We start from the raw sequence: 15600 nt of genomic DNA, 5'->3' as shown, positions 1-15600 counted from the left end.
TGGAGCGCTGATCCCGGAGGCCCGCATGCCCAAACCCGACCCGCGTCCCGTCGTCGACGACTACCTCAAGACGATCTACCACCACACCGAGTGGCAGACCGATCCGGTGACGCCGTCGCGGCTGGCATCCGAGTTGGGGCTCGCCCCCTCCAGCGTCACGGAGATGGTGCAGAAGCTCGCCGCGCTGGGCCTGGTCAGCCACCGCCCGTACGGACCGGTCACCCTCACCCCCGAGGGCACGCGCCGCGCGGCCGCGGTGATCCGGCGGCACCGCCTGGTGGAGACGTGGCTGGTGCGGGAGTTCGGCTACGCCTGGGACGAGGTGCACGACGAGGCCGAAGTGCTCGAGCACACCATCAGCGACCGCCTGCTCGAGGGCATCTCCGCGCGGCTCGGACACCCGCGTTTCGACCCGCACGGCGACGCCATTCCCGATGCCGACGGCGTCGTGCACCGCGAGCCCTTCGTGCTGCTGGCCCAGGCGGTCCCCGGCCACGAAGGCCGGGTGCTGCGGGTGAGCGACCGCGACCCGGCGCTGCTGCGCGCGTGCGAGGAGGCCGGGCTCGACGTCGGCCACACCGTCACGGTGGTCGGTGACGGCACCGTGTCGATCGATGGCGCGGCGCCCACCGCGCTGCCTGCGGGCGCCGACGACGCCATCTGGGTCACCGCCTGACCGGCGGGCTGGGCACGGCCGATCAGGCCCGGCTGCGGCGCCGCGTGCGCGCGGCCTTGTCGAACGGCCAGGCAACGCGCGTGGCCGTCTCGCAGAACGCCCACAGTCGTGCGGCACGATCGGTGTCGCGGGTGATCTTCGACGCGCGTGCCACACGCGGTGCACCGCGGACCACCGCTCCCGGACCCCAGAACGATCCGCTCTCCACGTGCGGATCGACCAGCGCACGCACGAGCGGCCAGGCGCCGCGCTCCTTCGACTGGGCGAACGCCGCCTGCAGGTTGTCGGTGAACCGCTTGGCGCGGTCGGGCTCGTTCACGCCGAGGATGCCGCGGGTGCGGCCGCCGATGGCGTAGCCGGGATGGGCGACGACGCTTCCCACCGGCACGCCCGCAGCGCTCAGCCGACGAGCGGCTTCGAAGCCGAGGGCGGTGGTCATCACCTTCGACTGCACGTACGCGCGCCAGCCGGTGTACCCCTCCTCGAGCTCAGGGTCGGCCGGGTCGAAAGGCCACAGCGTGGTGGCCATACTTCCCAGCCACACCATGCGCCCGCCCGCGGCGGCGAGCGCGGGAAGCATCTCCCCGGCGAGCGAGAAGTGGCCGAGCACGTTGGTCGCCAGCACCACTTCGTGGCCGTCGGCGGTCAGCTCGCGGGTCTTCGGCGGATGCACGACGCCGGCGTTCAGCAGCAGGCCGTCGAGCCCGCGCCGGCCGCGGGCCGTCGCTGCGGCGGCGCGCACCGAGCCGAGGTTGCTGGTGTCCAGCAGCAGCGTCTCGACGGTGACGGAGGTGGCGTGCGGCACCAGCCGCAGCAGTGCCGCCCTGGCCGCGGCGAGACGATTCGGGTTGCGCCCGGTCATCACCACCTGCGCTCCGGCGCCGGCGAGCTGCAGCGCGGCGAAGAACCCGAGCCCCTTATTGGAGCCGGTGATCAGGTAACGGCGGCCCTCGAGGTCGGGAAGGCGCTCGGGGTCCCAGTCATCGCGTCGCGGCACACGTCAGAGACTACGGGCAGAGCCGCCGATAGGCTGGCCACATGCGGACCCGCGCCGACATCGACTGCTGGCTGACCGACATGGACGGCGTGCTCGTCCACGACAACCGACCGGTCCCCGGTGCCGCCGAGCTGCTGACGCAGTGGCGCGACACCGGCACGCCGTTCCTGGTGCTGACGAACAATCCCATCTTCACGCCGCGCGATCTCAGCGCACGGCTGCGGGCGTCGGGGCTGGACGTGCCAGAGGAGAGCATCTGGACGTCGGCGCTGGCGACGGCGGACTTCCTCCGCTCGCAGCTGCCCGGCGGCAGCGCGTTCGTCATCGGCGAGGCGGGGCTGACGACGGCGTTGCACGAGGCCGGCTACATCATGACCGAGACCCAGCCCGACTACGTGGTGGTGGGAGAGACGAGGCAGTACTCGTTCGAGGCCATCACGAGGGCGATCCGGTTCATCAACAACGGCGCGCGATTCATCGTCACCAACCCCGACGCCACCGGCCCGACCCCCTACGGCGTGGTGCCGGCCACCGGCGCTTTCGCGGCCCTCATCACGAAGGCCACCGGCCGCGAGCCGTACGTGGTCGGCAAGCCCAACCCGATGATGTTCCGCTCGGCGCTCAACCGCATCGGCGCCCACTCCGAGTCGACCGGCATGATCGGCGACCGCATGGACACCGACGTCGTCGCCGCGATCGAGGCCGGACTGCACTCCGTGCTGGTGCTCACCGGCATCAGCGACCGCAGCGAGGTGGAGCGCTACCCGTTCCGTCCCGACGAGATCCTCGACTCCGTGGCCGACCTCCTCACGTCCGAACCGATCGAAACCGAGCTTCCCGAGGTGCTGTGATGGGCGTGCACGACGACGCCGAGGCGCTGCGGGCGACGGATGCCGCCGCCTGGCGGGCCTGGCTCGAGGAGCACCACGCCACGGCGCGCGGCGTGTGGCTGCTGCGCCCGCGGGCGGGGGTCGTGCGGGAACTCGTGGGCTACGACGACGCGGTGCGCCAGGCGCTGTGCTTCGGATGGATCGACGGCACCGTGCGCCCCCACGACGACGAGACGATCGGGCAGTGGTACTCGCCGCGACGACCCGGGAGCGGATGGGCGGCAACGAACAAGGCGCGGGTGGCGCAGCTCGAAGCCTCCGGCGAGATGGCCGAGGCCGGGCGGCGGGTCGTCGCCGAGGCGAAGGCGAGCGGCGCGTGGGAGCTGCTCGACGGCCCGGAGGCGGGCATCGAGCCTCCCGAGCTCACCGCGGCCCTCGACGCGGTTCCGCAGGCGCGGGCGAACTGGGACGCCTTTCCCGCCTCGGCGCGCAAGATGGGACTGACGGCGGTGGCGATGGCCAAGCGGCCCGAGACGAAGACGATGCGCATCGCCAAGATCGTGGCCGACGCGGCGGAAGGACGGCGCCCGTGAACGAGTTCGAACAGACCCTGTTGCTGCTGTCTGCGGCGGCCATGACCGCCACCACGCTGGTCGTCTTCGTCGTGCAGTACATCCGCGGGCGCGGGCGCGACCACTGACGGGACAGCTCGCGCGCGAGCCGCCGATCGCGGGCGGGCGGGCTACTGCGGCTGCAGCCCCAGGTCGTCGAGGTCGATGGCGGCCAGCCACTGCAGGCCCGCCGCTTCGACGGCAGCCTGCGCGCCGGTCTTGCGGTCGACGATGACGGCCACCGCGACCGGCTCGGCGCCCTCGCGACGCAGCGCCTCGACGGCCTTCAGCGCGGACTGCCCGGTCGTTGAGGTGTCCTCGACCACGATGACGCGCTTTCCGGCGACGTCGGCCCCCTCGACCTGACGGCCGCGACCGTGGTCCTTCGGCTCCTTGCGCACGACGAACGCGTCCAGCGGCGTGCCGGCGTGCACCGACTCGTGCATGATCGCGTTGGCGATCGGGTCGGCGCCGAGGGTCAGCCCTCCCACCGCCACGACGCCGTCCACGTCGCGCACCAGGTCGAGCATGATGCGCCCGATCGCGGGCGCGGCGCGGTGGTCGAGCGTGAGCTTGCGCATGTCGACGTAGTACGTGGCCTTCTTGCCGCTGGAGAGGGTGAAGTCGCCGTGGAAGACGGCCTCATCCTTGATCAGCGCGATGAGCGCCTGGCGGTCGGCTTCGAGAGCGGGCGTGGAGGCGACGGTCATGGCTTCGAGTCTACGGATGCCGCCCGGCCCGTCCCGCCCGCACTGCCCGCCCCGCGGCGGCATCGACGCGGTGGCCTGCTTTCCCGGCGCGGGGAGCGCCGTCTGCGTTCCCCCTAGAGTCATCATCGACAGTACGAACGCGGCGGCGAAGCCTGAGCGCGCGCCGTCCGCCCCGAGCACAGGAGTGCGCATGACGCCCATGGGGATCGTCGCGGAGCACGCGGGTGAAGCCCGCGTCGCCGCCACACCCGCGACGGTCGCGAAGCTGACTGCGCTCGGGTACGAGGTGATCGTCGAGACCGGCGCGGGTGCCGCGTCGTCGTTCCCGGATGCCGCCTACCGCGAGGCCGGCGCGCGCATCGTCGACCGACGCGCGGCCTGGGCCGCCGACGTCGTGCTCAAGGTGAATCCACCGACACCGGAGGAAGTGGCACTGCTGGCCGACGGGGCGACGCTCATCGGACTGCTCGCCCCGGCCCTGCGCCCCGACGTGCGCGCATCGCTGCAGACGCGTGGCATCACCGCGCTCGCGCTCGACGCCGTGCCGCGCATCTCCCGCGCGCAGTCGATGGACGTGCTCAGCTCCATGGCCAACATCTCCGGCTACCGCGCGGTGGTCGAGGCGGCGCACGAGTTCGGGCGCTTCTTCACCGGCCAGGTGACCGCCGCCGGCAAGGTTCCCCCCGCCAAAGTGCTGATCGCCGGCGCCGGAGTCGCGGGTCTGGCCGCCATCGGCGCGGCGTCGTCGCTGGGCGCGATCGTGCGCGCGACCGATCCACGCCCCGAGGTCGCCGATCAGGTGCGCTCGATCGGCGGCGAGTATCTGCCCGTGGTCGTCGACGAGCAGATGGACTCCAGCGACGGCTACGCCACGGCGACGAGCGAGGCGTACGACCGTGCCGCCGCGGCGCTGTACTCGGCACAGGCGCGCGAGGTGGACATCGTGATCACGACCGCGCTGATCCCGGGGCGTGCGGCGCCGCGGCTGCTGACCGCCGCCGACGTCGCGAGCATGAAGCCGGGCAGTGTCATCGTGGACATGGCCGCCGCGCAGGGCGGCAACGTCGAGGGCTCGGTGGACGGCGAGCGCGTCGTCACCGACAACGGTGTGATCATCCTCGGCTACTCCGACCTGGCATCCCGCCTGCCCGCCCAGGCGTCGCAGCTCTACGGCACGAACCTCGTGAACCTGGTGAAGCTGCTCACCCCCGGCAAGGACGGCCGGCTGGTCCTCGACCTCGACGACGTCGTGCAGCGCTCGATCACGGTGGTGCAGGACGGCGAGTCGACGTGGCCACCGCCCCCCGTGCAGGTGTCGGCGGCACCGCCGGCGGCGACGACGGATGCCGCGGCTCCCGTACCCGCCCAGAAGCGCACCCTGTCACCGGCCGGCCGCACCGGGCTGATCGCCCTCGGCATCGCCGCGTTGTTCGCCGTGTCGGCGATCGCACCCGCTCCGCTGCCGCAGCACCTCACCGTGCTGGTGCTGTCGGTGATCGTCGGCTTCTACGTGATCGGCAAGGTGCACCACGCCCTGCATACGCCGCTGATGAGCGTGACGAACGCGATCTCGGGCATCATCATCGTCGGCGCGATGCTGCAGGTGACGACCCCCGACCCGCCGGTGCAGATCCTCGCCGCGGTCGCCGTGCTGCTGGCATCGGTCAACATCTTCGGTGGGTTCGCCGTCACGCGGCGCATGCTCGCCATGTTCTCGAAGGGTGACCGATGACCGCCGCCGCCGTGGCCACCGCCGCCTACCTCGTCGCGGCGGTGCTGTTCGTGCTCAGCCTGCGCGGTCTCAGCACCCACGAAACGGCCCGCACGGGCGTCGGCTACGGCATCGCCGGCATGGTGATCGCGCTGGCGGCGACCGCCTGGGTGACGGTGCAGGATGCGTGGGGCGACCCGCAGGCGACCCTCGGGCTGGTGCTGCTGGCCGCGGCGGTGCTGATCGGCGCGGCGATCGGGCTGTGGCGGGCGCGCGTGGTGGAGATGACCGGCATGCCCGAGCTGATCGCGCTGCTGCACTCCTTCGTGGGCCTCGCAGCGGTGCTGGTGGGCTGGAACGGCGCCCTGCACGACCCCGGCCTGTCCGGCGCGCTGCGCGACATCCACCATGCCGAGGTCTTCATCGGCGTGTTCATCGGCGGCGTCACCTTCACCGGATCGATCGTGGCGTTCCTGAAGCTGTCGGCGCGCATGTCGTCGCGCCCGCTGATGCTGCCGGGCAAGAACGCGCTCAACGTCGGTGCGCTGGTCGCTTTCGTCGCCCTCACGACCTGGTACGTGATCACCCCGCAGCTGTGGCTGCTGGTGGCCGTGACCGTGCTGGCGCTCGCGCTGGGCTGGCACCTCGTGGCATCCATCGGCGGGGGCGACATGCCCGTGGTCGTCTCGATGCTCAACAGCTACTCGGGTTGGGCGGCCGCCGCGGCGGGGTTCCTCCTGAACAACGACCTGCTGATCGTCACGGGCGCCCTCGTCGGGTCGTCGGGCGCGTATCTGTCGTACATCATGTGCAAGGCGATGAACCGGTCGTTCCTGTCGGTGATCGCCGGAGGGTTCGGCATCGAGCGGCCCGTCGCGGGAGACGTCGACCACGGCGAGTATCGCGAGGTGGATGCCGCGACCGTCGCGGACATGCTGCGCGAGGCGTCATCGGTCGTGATCACCCCCGGATACGGCATGGCCGTCGCGCAGGCGCAGTATCCGGTGGCGGACCTCGCCCGGCGGCTGCGCGAACGGGGCGTGGACGTGCGCTTCGGCATCCACCCGGTCGCCGGCCGACTGCCCGGCCACATGAACGTGCTGCTGGCCGAGGCGAAGGTGCCGTACGACATCGTGCTGGAGATGGACGAGATCAACGATGACTTCGCCTCGACGTCGGTCGTGCTGGTGATCGGCGCGAACGACACGGTGAACCCCGCCGCAGCCGAGGACCCGTCGTCGCCGATCGCCGGGATGCCGGTGCTGCGGGTGTGGGAGGCCGAGAACGTGATCGTCTTCAAGCGGTCGATGGCCGCCGGCTACGCCGGAGTGCAGAACCCGCTGTTCTACCGTGAGAACACGCAGATGCTCTTCGGTGACGCGAAGGAGCGAGTGGAGGACATCCTTCGGGACGCCGAGTGAGTATGCGGCGCGGCGGGCTAGACCTCGTCGCGCCAGGAGTGCTGGGGCTCATAGCCGAGCAGCCGGCGCGCCTTGTCGGTCGAGAACAGCGACGCGTGCGGTGCGAGTTCACCCCGCACCGGCACATCGGGGAACACCTCCGCCACGAGCTCCGCCGCGGGACGGGACATCACGGTGTCGGCTGCCGCGATGAGGAATCGGTCGAAACCCGCCGGCGCGTTCTCGAGCGCGCGCAGCACCGCCTGGGCGCCGTCGCGGGCGTCGATGTAGGACCAGAGGTTCCACTTGCGCAGCGTGGCATCGTCGTCGAACGAAGGGAATTCCGCGTAGTCCTCGGGGTCCATGACGTTCGAGAACCGCAGCGCCGTGATCGACAGCGTCGGGTGCCACCGCACCAGCTCGATCGCCAGCTGCTCTTCGAGATGCTTGACGAGCGAATAGACCGACTCGGGCCGCGCGGGGTAGTCCTCGTCGACGGGGATGTACGGCGGCGGCGCATCGAACGGGAGACCCTGCACCGTCTCGCTCGAGGCGTAGACGATCTTCTCGACGCCGAGCCGCACGGCGGCCCAGAAGACGTTGAAGGTCGCGGCGATGTTGTTGTGGAACGTCGCGACGTCGGTGCGGATGCCGGGCGCGGGCACCGCGGCGAGGTGCACGAGGGCATCGATGCCGTCGTGCTGGTCGTTCACCCCGGCCAGCGCGTCGATGACCTGCCCGTAGTCGGTGAGGTCGACCTGCACGAAGCCCGGCCCCCGCTGCCCGACCTGATCCAGGCCGATCACGGTGTGCCCCGCCTCACGGAGGACACGGACGACGGTTCGGCCCAGCTTGCCGGATGACCCGGTGACGGCGATGCGCATGTGATCACCCTGTCACGGTCTGAGCCGAAGTGGCCCGAAGAGCAGCCCGGCAGAGCGAATACCCACCCGGCGGCGAAAGTAGGGTGGAGGACATGCGGCTTGCCACCTGGAACGTCAACTCCATCCGGGCGCGCGTCGTGCGCACCGTCGACTTCGCCGTGCGCGAAGGCATCGACGTGCTCGCGATGCAGGAGATCAAGTGCAAGCCCGAGCAATTCCCCTACGAGGCGTTCGAGGATGCCGGCTATCACGTCGTCGCGCATGGCCTGAACCAGTGGAACGGCGTCGCGATCGCCAGCCGCGAGCCGATCGAAGACGTCGCGACCTCGTTCCCCGGCATGCCCGGCTTCGCGAAGGGCCACGAAGGACCCGACCAGCCGCTGGAAGCACGTGCGCTCGGCGCCACGATCGGCGGCATCCGGGTCTGGAGCCTCTACGTGCCGAACGGCCGATCGCTCGACGACCCGCACTACGTCTACAAGCTCGACTGGCTGGGTGCCCTCGCCCAGCACGCCCGCGAGAGCCTCACGGAGAACCCCGACCTCGCCCTCGCGATGGTCGGCGACTTCAACATCGCCCCGACGGATGCCGACAACGGCGACCCCACCGTCGTCGAGGGGATCTCGACGCACGTCTCCCCGCCGGAGCGCGCGGCATTCCGTGCCATCGAGGATGCCGGGATGATCGACGTGGTGCGCCCGCTGGTGCCCACCGGGTTCACCTACTGGGACTACAAGCAGCTGCGCTTCCCCCGCAACCAGGGCATGCGCATCGACTTCATCCTCGGCTCGCACGCCTTCGCCGATCGGGTCACCGGAGCGTCGATCCACCGCGATGAGCGCAAGGGCGAGATCCCCAGCGACCACGTGCCGGTCGTGGTCGACCTCGACCTGGCTTCACCCGACGACGACGACGACCGTCCGATGATCTTCGGCTGACGCGAGACCGCTCTCGCCGCCGCGCGTGCCCGCTCGGCGGCGGCGTCAGCCCATGTCGGCGGTGGCGACCTCGGGGCCGGGGCCGTAACGCAGCAGCAGCGCGCCGGCCGGGCCCGCCACCGGCGGCTCCAGCAGCGTGAGCCCGAACGCGGGCCCGTCCGGCGGGAACAGCCGCTTGCCCGGCCCGAGCACCAGCGGATACACCCACAGGTTCAGCACGTCGAACAAGCGCTCCTGCACGAGGCTGCGAGCGAAGTCGATGCTGCCGATCACGTGCACCTCCTCGTGGCGCTCCCGCAGCCCCGCGACCTCGGCGGCGAGGTCGGCACCGAGCAGATGCGAGTTCTCCCACGGCAGCGGCGGCTCACCCCGCGACGCCACGTACTTCGGCACGGCGGTGAACCGCTCGGCGATCTCCGCCGCCGGTCCCTCGTACTGCGGCCAGTACCCCGCGAAGATCTCGTAGGTGCGGCGCCCCAGCAGCAGGGCGTCGAGGCGTCGGATGCCGGCCATCACCCGCTCGCCGACCGCATCGTCATCCACGGGGGCCTGCCAGCCGCCGTAGGCGAACCCGTCGTCCGGGTCTTCCGCGCGGCTCCCGGGTGACTGCGCGACACCGTCGAGCGAGGTGAACAGGTCGATATGGATCACGCCCGACATGGGGAGTCCCTTCGTTCGCGTCATGCCGCGGCAGCGGCGGGGTCGATGTGGAACGTCCGGGCGAACCGGCCGAGGAGCGCGACATCGCCCCGTGGCACGCGCACCACGCCGCGGGCGATCGCGTCGTCGGGGCGCAGCTCCCCGGAGATGATCTCGCGGATCGCCGGCCCGGCGACGATCACGGCATCCGCGCCTCCCGCACCGTGCTCATCCGCTGCACCCTCCGCGCCCTCCGCGCCCTCCGCGCCCTCCGCGCTCGAGGGGAACGCACCCGCGTCCAGCCGCCGCACCGCGAGTGCGGCGCCGTCCACCCGTGCACGCAGGCCCACCTCTCCGATGTGCAGGTCGTATCCGGTCGAGGGCAGGGCGGCGGCGGCATCCGGACGGAATGCCGTGCGCAGCGCGATGGTCAACGAGTCGGCGGTGACGATGTCGTCAGGCTCCGGCTCGCCCATCGCCACGAACCCCCAGCGCCCGAGCGCCAGCACGATGGGCTCGAGCTCGCGGCCGTACGCGGTGAGGTCGTACACCAGCCCGCGGTGCGACAGCGGCACGCGCCGCACCACACCGGCATCCTGAAGCTCCTTCAGACGGGCCGCGAGGATGTTCGTGGGAATCCGCGGCAGACCGGCCTTGAGGTCGGTGTACCGGCGCGGCCCCACCAGCAGGTCGCGGACGATCAGCAACGCCCACCGCTCGCCGATCAACTCGGCGGCGGTGGTGACGCCGCAGTACTGGCCGTAGCTTCGCGCGGCCACCTACGACCGCGCCTGGTCCGCGAACGCTTCCGGACCCTGCTCCGCGGCGACGGGGTCCATGTAGAAGAAGCTCAGTACGTTGCCGTCGGGGTCTTCCAGGTCCCGCGAGTACATGAACCCGAGGTTCTCCGGCTCGCGGGGCTCGGTGCCGCCGGCCGCCAGGCCCGTGGCCATCACGGCATCCACGTCGTCGTTCGACGCCCGGCTGAGCCCCACCATCACCTGCGCCGTCGCCGCTGGATCGGCCACCGGCTTGGGGGTGAAGGTCGCGAAGAACTCCCGGGTGAGCATCATGAAGTAGACGCCATCCCCCCACGCGACACAGGCGGCGTTCTCGTCCGTGAACATCGGATTGATCTCCGCTCCCAGCGCGGTGTAGAAGGCCTTGCAGCGGTCGAGGTCGGCCGTGGGCAGATTGACGAAGATGTCGGTCATGGCGTGCTCCCTTGCAAGCCGCCGCGGTGGGCGGATGCCTCATGCTTGCAAAAAGCAAGTAGAGGGTCAAGAGCCCCCGGTGCAAGGTTGCGAAATCCGTCCGGCGGGGGATGTCCGCGGTCCCGCCCGCCCCTACCGTGGAACGATGAGCACGACCCCGACCGCCGCCCCGCCCCGCCGGCACCCACCCACCGATGCCCAGCTGCGCGTCGACGTCTGGCTCGCCGTTTGCCTGCTCGTCGGCGCCGTCATCAGCTCGTGGCTCGGCCAGGTCGCCGGGTTCTTCGGCGGCGACACCCCCGGGCTCGGCTGGGCGCTGCTGTACTCGGCGGCGGCCACCCTGCCACTGGCGCTGCGCCGCCGTTACCCCGAGGCCGTGCTGATCGTCGTCGCGGTCGCCTTCTTCGCCGGCGCGACCTTCCGCATCCCCGACCTCTATGTCGGCCAGGTCGCCCTCTTCGTGGCGATGTACACCGTCGGCGCCTGGGTCGACGATCGCCGTCGGGCGACCATCGTGCGCGTGGCCACGGTGGCCGCGATGTTCATCTGGCTGCTCGTGACGATGTTCCAGACCGCCACCGAGCCGTCGCCCGACGGCCTCTCCGCCGACGGTGCGTTCTCGCCGATGGCCGCGTACATGGTGATCCAGTTCATCGTGAACGTCGTGTACTTCGGTGGTGCCTACTATCTGGGCGACCGCGCCTACACCACCGCCCTCGCGTGGGCGGCCCTGCAGCAGCGCACCGCCGAACTCGAACGCGAGCGCGAGCTGACCGCGGCGCAGGCCGTCGCGCTCGACCGGGTGCGCATTGCGCGCGAACTGCACGATGTCGTCGCCCACCACGTCTCGGCGATGGGAGTGCAGGCCGGCGCGGCGCGGATGGTGCTGGAGCGCGACCCCCATGCCGCACGCGCCGCGCTCGGCGGGGTCGAAGCGTCGGCGCGGTCTGCGCTGGACGAGCTGCGCCAGCTGCTGGAGACCTTGCGCACGCCCGATGCCGAGAGCCCCGGCGCCTCCACGCTGCGGCTGTCGGCCATCGCCGAGCTCGCTGCGCACGCGAGCGAGAACGGCCTGCCCACCACCTTCACCGTCGTCGGAGAGCCGACCGAGCCGTCGGAGCTCGTGCAGGTGAACCTCTACCGCATCGCACAGGAGGCCCTCACCAACGCCCGCCGCCACGGCGGTCCCGCAGCCACCGCCGACGTGCGCCTGCGCTACGACCACGATGCGGTCGAGCTCGAGATCACCAACACCGGCCGCGTGCGCACCACGGACCGCCCCGGCCTCGGACTCGTCGGCATGCGCGAGCGCGCCGCGGCGTCGGGCGGGACGATCGAGGCCGGTCCGCGCGCGCGGGGCGGGTTCCTGGTGCGGGTGCGGATGCCGTTGCGCGCGGCGGTGCCCGCATGAGCCGCGCCGCGACCCGCGTGCTGCTCGTCGACGACCACGCGGTCATGCGTGCCGGGTTCCGGATGATCCTTGACGCCGCCGACGACATCGAGGTGGTGGGTGAGGCGGCGACGGGCGTGGAGGCCGTGTCCGCGGCATCCGCCCTGCGGCCGGACGTCATCTGCATGGATGTGCAGATGCCCGACATGGACGGAATCGAAGCCACGCGACGCATCGTGTCGGATGCCGCGCTGCGCGCGGCCGTCGTCATCGTGACCACCTTCGACCGCGATGACTACCTGTTCCAGGCGCTGGAGTCGGGGGCGAGCGGATTCCTGCTGAAGAACGCGGGGCCGGAGGAGCTCGTCACCGCGGTGCGGGTGGCTGCGGCCGGTGACGCGCTTCTCGCGCCGGAGGTCACGCGGCGCGTGATCGCTCGCTTCGCGGCCGGCGCGCAGGGGCGCGCGGCGGGCGACGGCGCGACCGGGGGCGACGCGCCCGTGGCCGTGTCCCCCGCGGCACGGCCGCGCGCCGCGCACCCCGACCTCACCGAGCGCGAGACGGAGGTGCTGCGGCTGGTCGCCGCGGCCCGCAGCAACGCCGAGATCGCGCAGCAGCTGTTCATCGGCGAAGCCACGGTGAAGACCCACGTGTCGAACGTGCTGCAGAAGCTCGGGGCGCGCGACCGCGTGGCTGCCGTCGTCTACGCCCACACCCACGGGCTGGTCTGACGTCTCCGCCGGCCCCGGCACGCGCGCCGGGGCCGGCGGGGGACGAGTCCGAGAGCGTCAGACGGCGGCGGGCACCGGCGCGTAGCGCTCGATCAGCGCCACGAACGCGCTCAGGTACGCCGTGAAGAACGCCGCGGTCTCGTCGCTGGTGACCTCGCCGGTTTCGGTGAACAGGCCGGGCGTCGACTGCACGTAGCCTTCGGGCTGGCCGAGCGTCGGGGCGTTGAAGTGGCTCAGGATCGCCTTGAGGTGCTGCTGCGCGGCGGCGGTGGCGATGCCCCCGCCCGAGGTGCCGATCACGGCGGTGGGCTTGCCGTCGAACGAGCCCTGCCCGTAGGGGCGGGCCGCCCAGTCCAGCGCGTTCTTCAGCACGCCGGGGATCGAGCGGCTGTACTCGGGCGTGACGATGATCACGCCGTCGACGCGGTCGATGGCGTCCTTGAACTCGCGCGCCGCCGGGGGCATGTCGTTCTCGATGTCGACGGAGAAGAACGGCAGGTCGGCGATCGGGATCTCCACGAGGGTGGTGTCCTGCGGCGCGAGGTGCTCGAGTGCCATCGCCAGGCGGCGGTTGATCGACGTGGACGAGATGCTGCCGACGATGTAGCCGATGGTGCGCTCGGTCATGGGTGTGTCTCCTGAGGTCTCGGTGGCCACGGGGTGCCCGCGACCTTCAGGCTCCCCAACCGGAGGCCTGCGAGATCTATTCCAGTGCATATACCTCCGTGTCAGCTGAGCGCATCCCTCCCCCGCGAGGGGGAGACGGCGGCGGCCGCCGTCCCCCGCAGAACCCGACCGCAGGGGGAGGTCCGCGGCCATCGCGGCGCGTACCGTCGAAGTATCGATGGAGGAGGAGCTTCATGCTCGAATTGACCGGGATCACCAAGAGCTACGGCGGACGCCGTGTGCTCGACGACGTCGGCTTCACCGTCGCCCCCGGGCGACTGACCGGCTTCGTCGGCGGCAACGGCGCCGGCAAGACCACGACCATGCGCATCATCCTGGGCGTGCTGGCGAAGGATGCCGGCACGGTCACCCTCGACGGCGCGCCCGTCACCGCGGCCGACCGGCGCCGCTTCGGGTACATGCCCGAAGAGCGCGGCCTGTACCCGAAGATGAAGGTGCTCGAGCACATCGTCTACCTCGCCCGCCTGCACGGGTTCTCGAAGGCGGATGCCACCACCCGTGCGACCGCCCTGCTCGAGGAGCTGGGCCTCGGCGAGCGGCTGAACGACAACGTCGAGACCCTGTCGCTCGGCAACCAGCAGCGCGCGCAGATCGCCGCCGCGCTGGTGCACGACCCCCAGGTGCTGATCCTCGACGAGCCGTTCTCGGGCCTGGACCCGCTGGCCGTCGACGTCGTCGCCGCCGTGCTGCAGGCCCGCGCCGCCCAGGGCGCCGCGGTGCTGTTCTCCTCGCACCAGCTCGACGTCGTCGAGCGCCTGTGCGACGACCTCGTGATCATCGCCAGCGGCACCATCCGCGCTGCCGGGTCCCGCGACGGCCTGCGCGCCGCCCACTCCACCCGCCGGTTCGAACTCGTTTCCGCCGGCGATGCCGGCTGGCTGCGCGAGGAGCCGGGCATCACCGTGCTCGAGTTCGACGGGGGCTACGCCCTCTTCGACGCCGACTCCGACGCCACCGTGCAGACGGTGCTGCGGCGCGCCGTCGCCGCGGGCGACGTGGCAAGCTTCGCCCCCCGGCATCCGTCCCTCGCCCAGATCTTCAAGGAGGTCATCCAGTGAGCACCGCACCCTCCTTCGCCCAGAGCGTCTGGCTCGTCGCCGAGCGTGAGATCGGCTCGAAGCTGCGCAGCAAGGCGTTCCTCATCTCCACCGGCATCCTGTTCCTCATCGCCCTCGCCGGCGTGGTCTGGGGCGGGTTCGCCGCCCAGCAGGACAGCCGCACCACCGTGGCCGTCACGTCCGACACCGCTGCCGTCGTGGCACCGCTGGAGTCCATCGTCGACGCGACGGAGGTCGGCTCGGCCGATGAGGCCCGCGATCTCGTCCGCGAGGGCGAGGTGGATGCCGCGATCGTGCCGGGAGGCGACGGGTTCGGCTTCACCGTCGTCGGCGACGACTCCGTGCCCTCCGGGCTGATGACGGCGCTGAGCACGTCACCGCCGGTGGAACTGCTGCAGACCGATTCGGATGACGCCGACGGCCTGCTGCGCTACATCATCTCGCTGCTCTTCGGCGCGGTGTTCTTCATGGCCGCGCTGACCTTCGGCACGACGATCTCTCAGAGCGTCGTCGAAGAGAAGGCCACGCGCGTCGTGGAGCTCCTGATCTCGGCCGTCCCCACCCGGGCCCTGCTGGCCGGCAAGGTCGTCGGAAACACGGTGCTCGCGATGGGGCAGATCATCGGCCTGGCGGCGGTCTCCGTGGTGGGCCTGACCGTCACCGGGCAGGCGGAGCTGCTGTCGGGCCTGGGCGCGCCGCTGGTGTGGTTCGCGGTGTTCTTCCTCTTCGGCTTCGTGCTGCTCGCGTCGCTGTTCGCCGCGGCCGCCGCGATGGTCTCGCGGCAGGAGGACATCGGCTCCACCACGACGCCGCTGACCTTCCTCGTCATGGCGCCGTACTTCTTGGCGATCTTCTTCAACGACAACCCCACCGTCATGACGATCATGTCGTACGTGCCGTTCTCCGCCCCCGTCGGGATGCCGGTGCGCATCTTCTTCGGCGACGCGCAGTGGTGGGAGCCGCTCGTGTCGCTGGTGATCCTGCTCATCACCTGCGTCGGCGCGATCTGGGTGGGCGCCAAGATCTACGAGAACTCGATCCTGCGGATGGGCGCCCGCGTGCACCTCAAGGAGGCGCTGAAGGGCTGACACCCTGCCCAGCCTCACGACGCAGCGGCGGATGCC

The 15600-nt window shown here is 71.3% G+C and carries 17 protein-coding genes; 10 read left to right on the top strand and 7 right to left on the bottom strand.

All coding sequences use genetic code 11. The annotated features are described in order from the left end of the window. The first annotated feature begins 25 nt into the window (after positions 1-25). Entirely contained in the window at positions 26-676 is a 651-nt protein-coding gene (locus NQ165_RS09325; RefSeq protein ID WP_257532892.1) for a metal-dependent transcriptional regulator, read from the top strand. A 22-nt stretch (positions 677-698) separates the two neighbouring features. On the opposite strand, the gene NQ165_RS09320 is transcribed toward NQ165_RS09325, so the two are convergent. Beyond that, positions 699-1673: an SDR family NAD(P)-dependent oxidoreductase gene (locus NQ165_RS09320; RefSeq protein WP_257532890.1), complete on the bottom strand. Its 975-nt coding sequence runs from the start codon at positions 1671-1673 to the stop codon at positions 699-701. Positions 1674-1714: 41 nt separating this feature from the next. Between NQ165_RS09320 and NQ165_RS09315 the strand changes: the two genes are divergently transcribed. Next, positions 1715-2524, top strand: coding sequence for an HAD-IIA family hydrolase (locus tag NQ165_RS09315; protein WP_257532887.1), 810 nt, complete (start codon positions 1715-1717; stop codon positions 2522-2524). Beyond that, complete coding sequence (locus NQ165_RS09310; RefSeq protein WP_257532885.1) at positions 2524-3096, top strand: YdeI family protein; 573 nt, start codon at positions 2524-2526, stop codon at positions 3094-3096. The genes NQ165_RS09315 and NQ165_RS09310 overlap by 1 nt, the downstream gene beginning before the upstream one ends. A gap of 149 nt (positions 3097-3245) precedes the next feature. Here the strand turns inward: NQ165_RS09310 and pyrE are convergent, their stop codons facing one another. Then, positions 3246-3824 carry an orotate phosphoribosyltransferase gene (pyrE, locus tag NQ165_RS09305; protein ID WP_257532883.1) on the bottom strand — a complete coding sequence of 193 codons (579 nt, stop codon included), beginning with the start codon at positions 3822-3824 and terminating at the stop codon, positions 3246-3248. A gap of 190 nt (positions 3825-4014) precedes the next feature. Between pyrE and NQ165_RS09300 the strand changes: the two genes are divergently transcribed. Next, positions 4015-5556: a Re/Si-specific NAD(P)(+) transhydrogenase subunit alpha gene (locus NQ165_RS09300; protein ID WP_257532881.1), complete on the top strand. Its 1542-nt coding sequence runs from the start codon at positions 4015-4017 to the stop codon at positions 5554-5556. Beyond that, positions 5553-6956, top strand: coding sequence for a Re/Si-specific NAD(P)(+) transhydrogenase subunit beta (gene pntB / locus NQ165_RS09295; RefSeq protein WP_257532879.1), 1404 nt, complete (start codon positions 5553-5555; stop codon positions 6954-6956). Before NQ165_RS09300 ends, pntB begins: the two co-directional genes overlap by 4 nt. Positions 6957-6973: 17 nt before the next feature. Here pntB and NQ165_RS09290 read toward each other — a convergent pair whose 3' ends face one another. Then, positions 6974-7819, bottom strand: a complete 846-nt coding sequence (locus NQ165_RS09290; RefSeq protein WP_257532877.1) for an NAD(P)-dependent oxidoreductase — start codon at positions 7817-7819, stop codon at positions 6974-6976. Positions 7820-7911: 92 nt separating this feature from the next. Here NQ165_RS09290 and NQ165_RS09285 point away from each other — a divergent pair, with 92 nt between their 5' ends. Further along, positions 7912-8757, top strand: coding sequence for an exodeoxyribonuclease III (locus NQ165_RS09285; protein ID WP_257532875.1), 846 nt, complete (start codon positions 7912-7914; stop codon positions 8755-8757). A 45-nt stretch (positions 8758-8802) separates the two neighbouring features. On the opposite strand, the gene NQ165_RS09280 is transcribed toward NQ165_RS09285, so the two are convergent. Genes NQ165_RS09280 through NQ165_RS09270 form a run of 3 tightly spaced genes read right to left on the bottom strand, consistent with a single transcriptional unit; the run spans position 8803 to position 10610 of the window. Further along, the gene (locus tag NQ165_RS09280) at positions 8803-9417 is read right to left on the bottom strand and encodes a dihydrofolate reductase family protein (protein WP_257532873.1); all 615 of its coding nucleotides are present in this window, start codon (positions 9415-9417) and stop codon (positions 8803-8805) included. 20 nt (positions 9418-9437) lie between these two features. Continuing rightward, entirely contained in the window at positions 9438-10175 is a 738-nt protein-coding gene (locus tag NQ165_RS09275; RefSeq protein ID WP_257532871.1) for a helix-turn-helix domain-containing protein, read from the bottom strand. Continuing rightward, positions 10176-10610: a VOC family protein gene (locus NQ165_RS09270; RefSeq protein ID WP_257532869.1), complete on the bottom strand. Its 435-nt coding sequence runs from the start codon at positions 10608-10610 to the stop codon at positions 10176-10178. Positions 10611-10755: 145 nt separating this feature from the next. Here NQ165_RS09270 and NQ165_RS09265 point away from each other — a divergent pair, with 145 nt between their 5' ends. Next, the gene (locus NQ165_RS09265) at positions 10756-12021 is read left to right on the top strand and encodes a sensor histidine kinase (RefSeq protein ID WP_257532867.1); all 1266 of its coding nucleotides are present in this window, start codon (positions 10756-10758) and stop codon (positions 12019-12021) included. Continuing rightward, on the top strand, positions 12018-12731 hold the full coding sequence (locus NQ165_RS09260; RefSeq protein ID WP_257532866.1) for a response regulator transcription factor: 714 nt from the start codon (positions 12018-12020) through the stop codon (positions 12729-12731). The genes NQ165_RS09265 and NQ165_RS09260 overlap by 4 nt, the downstream gene beginning before the upstream one ends. A gap of 57 nt (positions 12732-12788) precedes the next feature. On the opposite strand, the gene NQ165_RS09255 is transcribed toward NQ165_RS09260, so the two are convergent. Continuing rightward, complete coding sequence (locus tag NQ165_RS09255) at positions 12789-13358, bottom strand: NADPH-dependent FMN reductase (RefSeq protein ID WP_257532863.1); 570 nt, start codon at positions 13356-13358, stop codon at positions 12789-12791. Positions 13359-13591: 233 nt separating this feature from the next. Between NQ165_RS09255 and NQ165_RS09250 the strand changes: the two genes are divergently transcribed. After that, on the top strand, positions 13592-14476 hold the full coding sequence (locus NQ165_RS09250) for an ABC transporter ATP-binding protein (RefSeq protein WP_257532861.1): 885 nt from the start codon (positions 13592-13594) through the stop codon (positions 14474-14476). Further along, the gene (locus NQ165_RS09245; RefSeq protein WP_257532859.1) at positions 14473-15564 is read left to right on the top strand and encodes an ABC transporter permease; all 1092 of its coding nucleotides are present in this window, start codon (positions 14473-14475) and stop codon (positions 15562-15564) included. Before NQ165_RS09250 ends, NQ165_RS09245 begins: the two co-directional genes overlap by 4 nt. The last annotated feature ends 36 nt before the right edge of the window (positions 15565-15600 follow it).

It is taken from the genome of Microbacterium sp. zg.Y1084, from assembly GCF_024623595.1.
GTDB classification, from domain to species: Bacteria; Actinomycetota; Actinomycetes; order Actinomycetales; family Microbacteriaceae; genus Microbacterium; species Microbacterium wangruii.
This window is presented reverse-complemented; position numbering and strand designations above follow the sequence as displayed.

Excerpts from the sequence above, each read along its gene's own strand:
- NQ165_RS09325 (WP_257532892.1), top strand. The coding sequence starts at position 26 with ATGCCCAAACCCGACCCGCGTCCCGTCGTCGACGACTACCTCAAGACG.
- NQ165_RS09315 (WP_257532887.1), top strand. The coding sequence starts at position 1,715 with ATGCGGACCCGCGCCGACATCGACTGCTGGCTGACCGACATGGACGGC.
- NQ165_RS09310 (WP_257532885.1), top strand. The coding sequence starts at position 2,524 with ATGGGCGTGCACGACGACGCCGAGGCGCTGCGGGCGACGGATGCCGCC.
- pyrE (WP_257532883.1), bottom strand. The coding sequence starts at position 3,824 with ATGACCGTCGCCTCCACGCCCGCTCTCGAAGCCGACCGCCAGGCGCTC.
- NQ165_RS09300 (WP_257532881.1), top strand. The coding sequence starts at position 4,015 with ATGACGCCCATGGGGATCGTCGCGGAGCACGCGGGTGAAGCCCGCGTC.
- pntB (WP_257532879.1), top strand. The coding sequence starts at position 5,553 with ATGACCGCCGCCGCCGTGGCCACCGCCGCCTACCTCGTCGCGGCGGTG.
- NQ165_RS09290 (WP_257532877.1), bottom strand. The coding sequence starts at position 7,819 with ATGCGCATCGCCGTCACCGGGTCATCCGGCAAGCTGGGCCGAACCGTC.
- NQ165_RS09285 (WP_257532875.1), top strand. The coding sequence starts at position 7,912 with ATGCGGCTTGCCACCTGGAACGTCAACTCCATCCGGGCGCGCGTCGTG.
- NQ165_RS09280 (WP_257532873.1), bottom strand. The coding sequence starts at position 9,417 with ATGTCGGGCGTGATCCATATCGACCTGTTCACCTCGCTCGACGGTGTC.
- NQ165_RS09270 (WP_257532869.1), bottom strand. The coding sequence starts at position 10,610 with ATGACCGACATCTTCGTCAATCTGCCCACGGCCGACCTCGACCGCTGC.
- NQ165_RS09265 (WP_257532867.1), top strand. The coding sequence starts at position 10,756 with ATGAGCACGACCCCGACCGCCGCCCCGCCCCGCCGGCACCCACCCACC.
- NQ165_RS09260 (WP_257532866.1), top strand. The coding sequence starts at position 12,018 with ATGAGCCGCGCCGCGACCCGCGTGCTGCTCGTCGACGACCACGCGGTC.
- NQ165_RS09255 (WP_257532863.1), bottom strand. The coding sequence starts at position 13,358 with ATGACCGAGCGCACCATCGGCTACATCGTCGGCAGCATCTCGTCCACG.
- NQ165_RS09250 (WP_257532861.1), top strand. The coding sequence starts at position 13,592 with ATGCTCGAATTGACCGGGATCACCAAGAGCTACGGCGGACGCCGTGTG.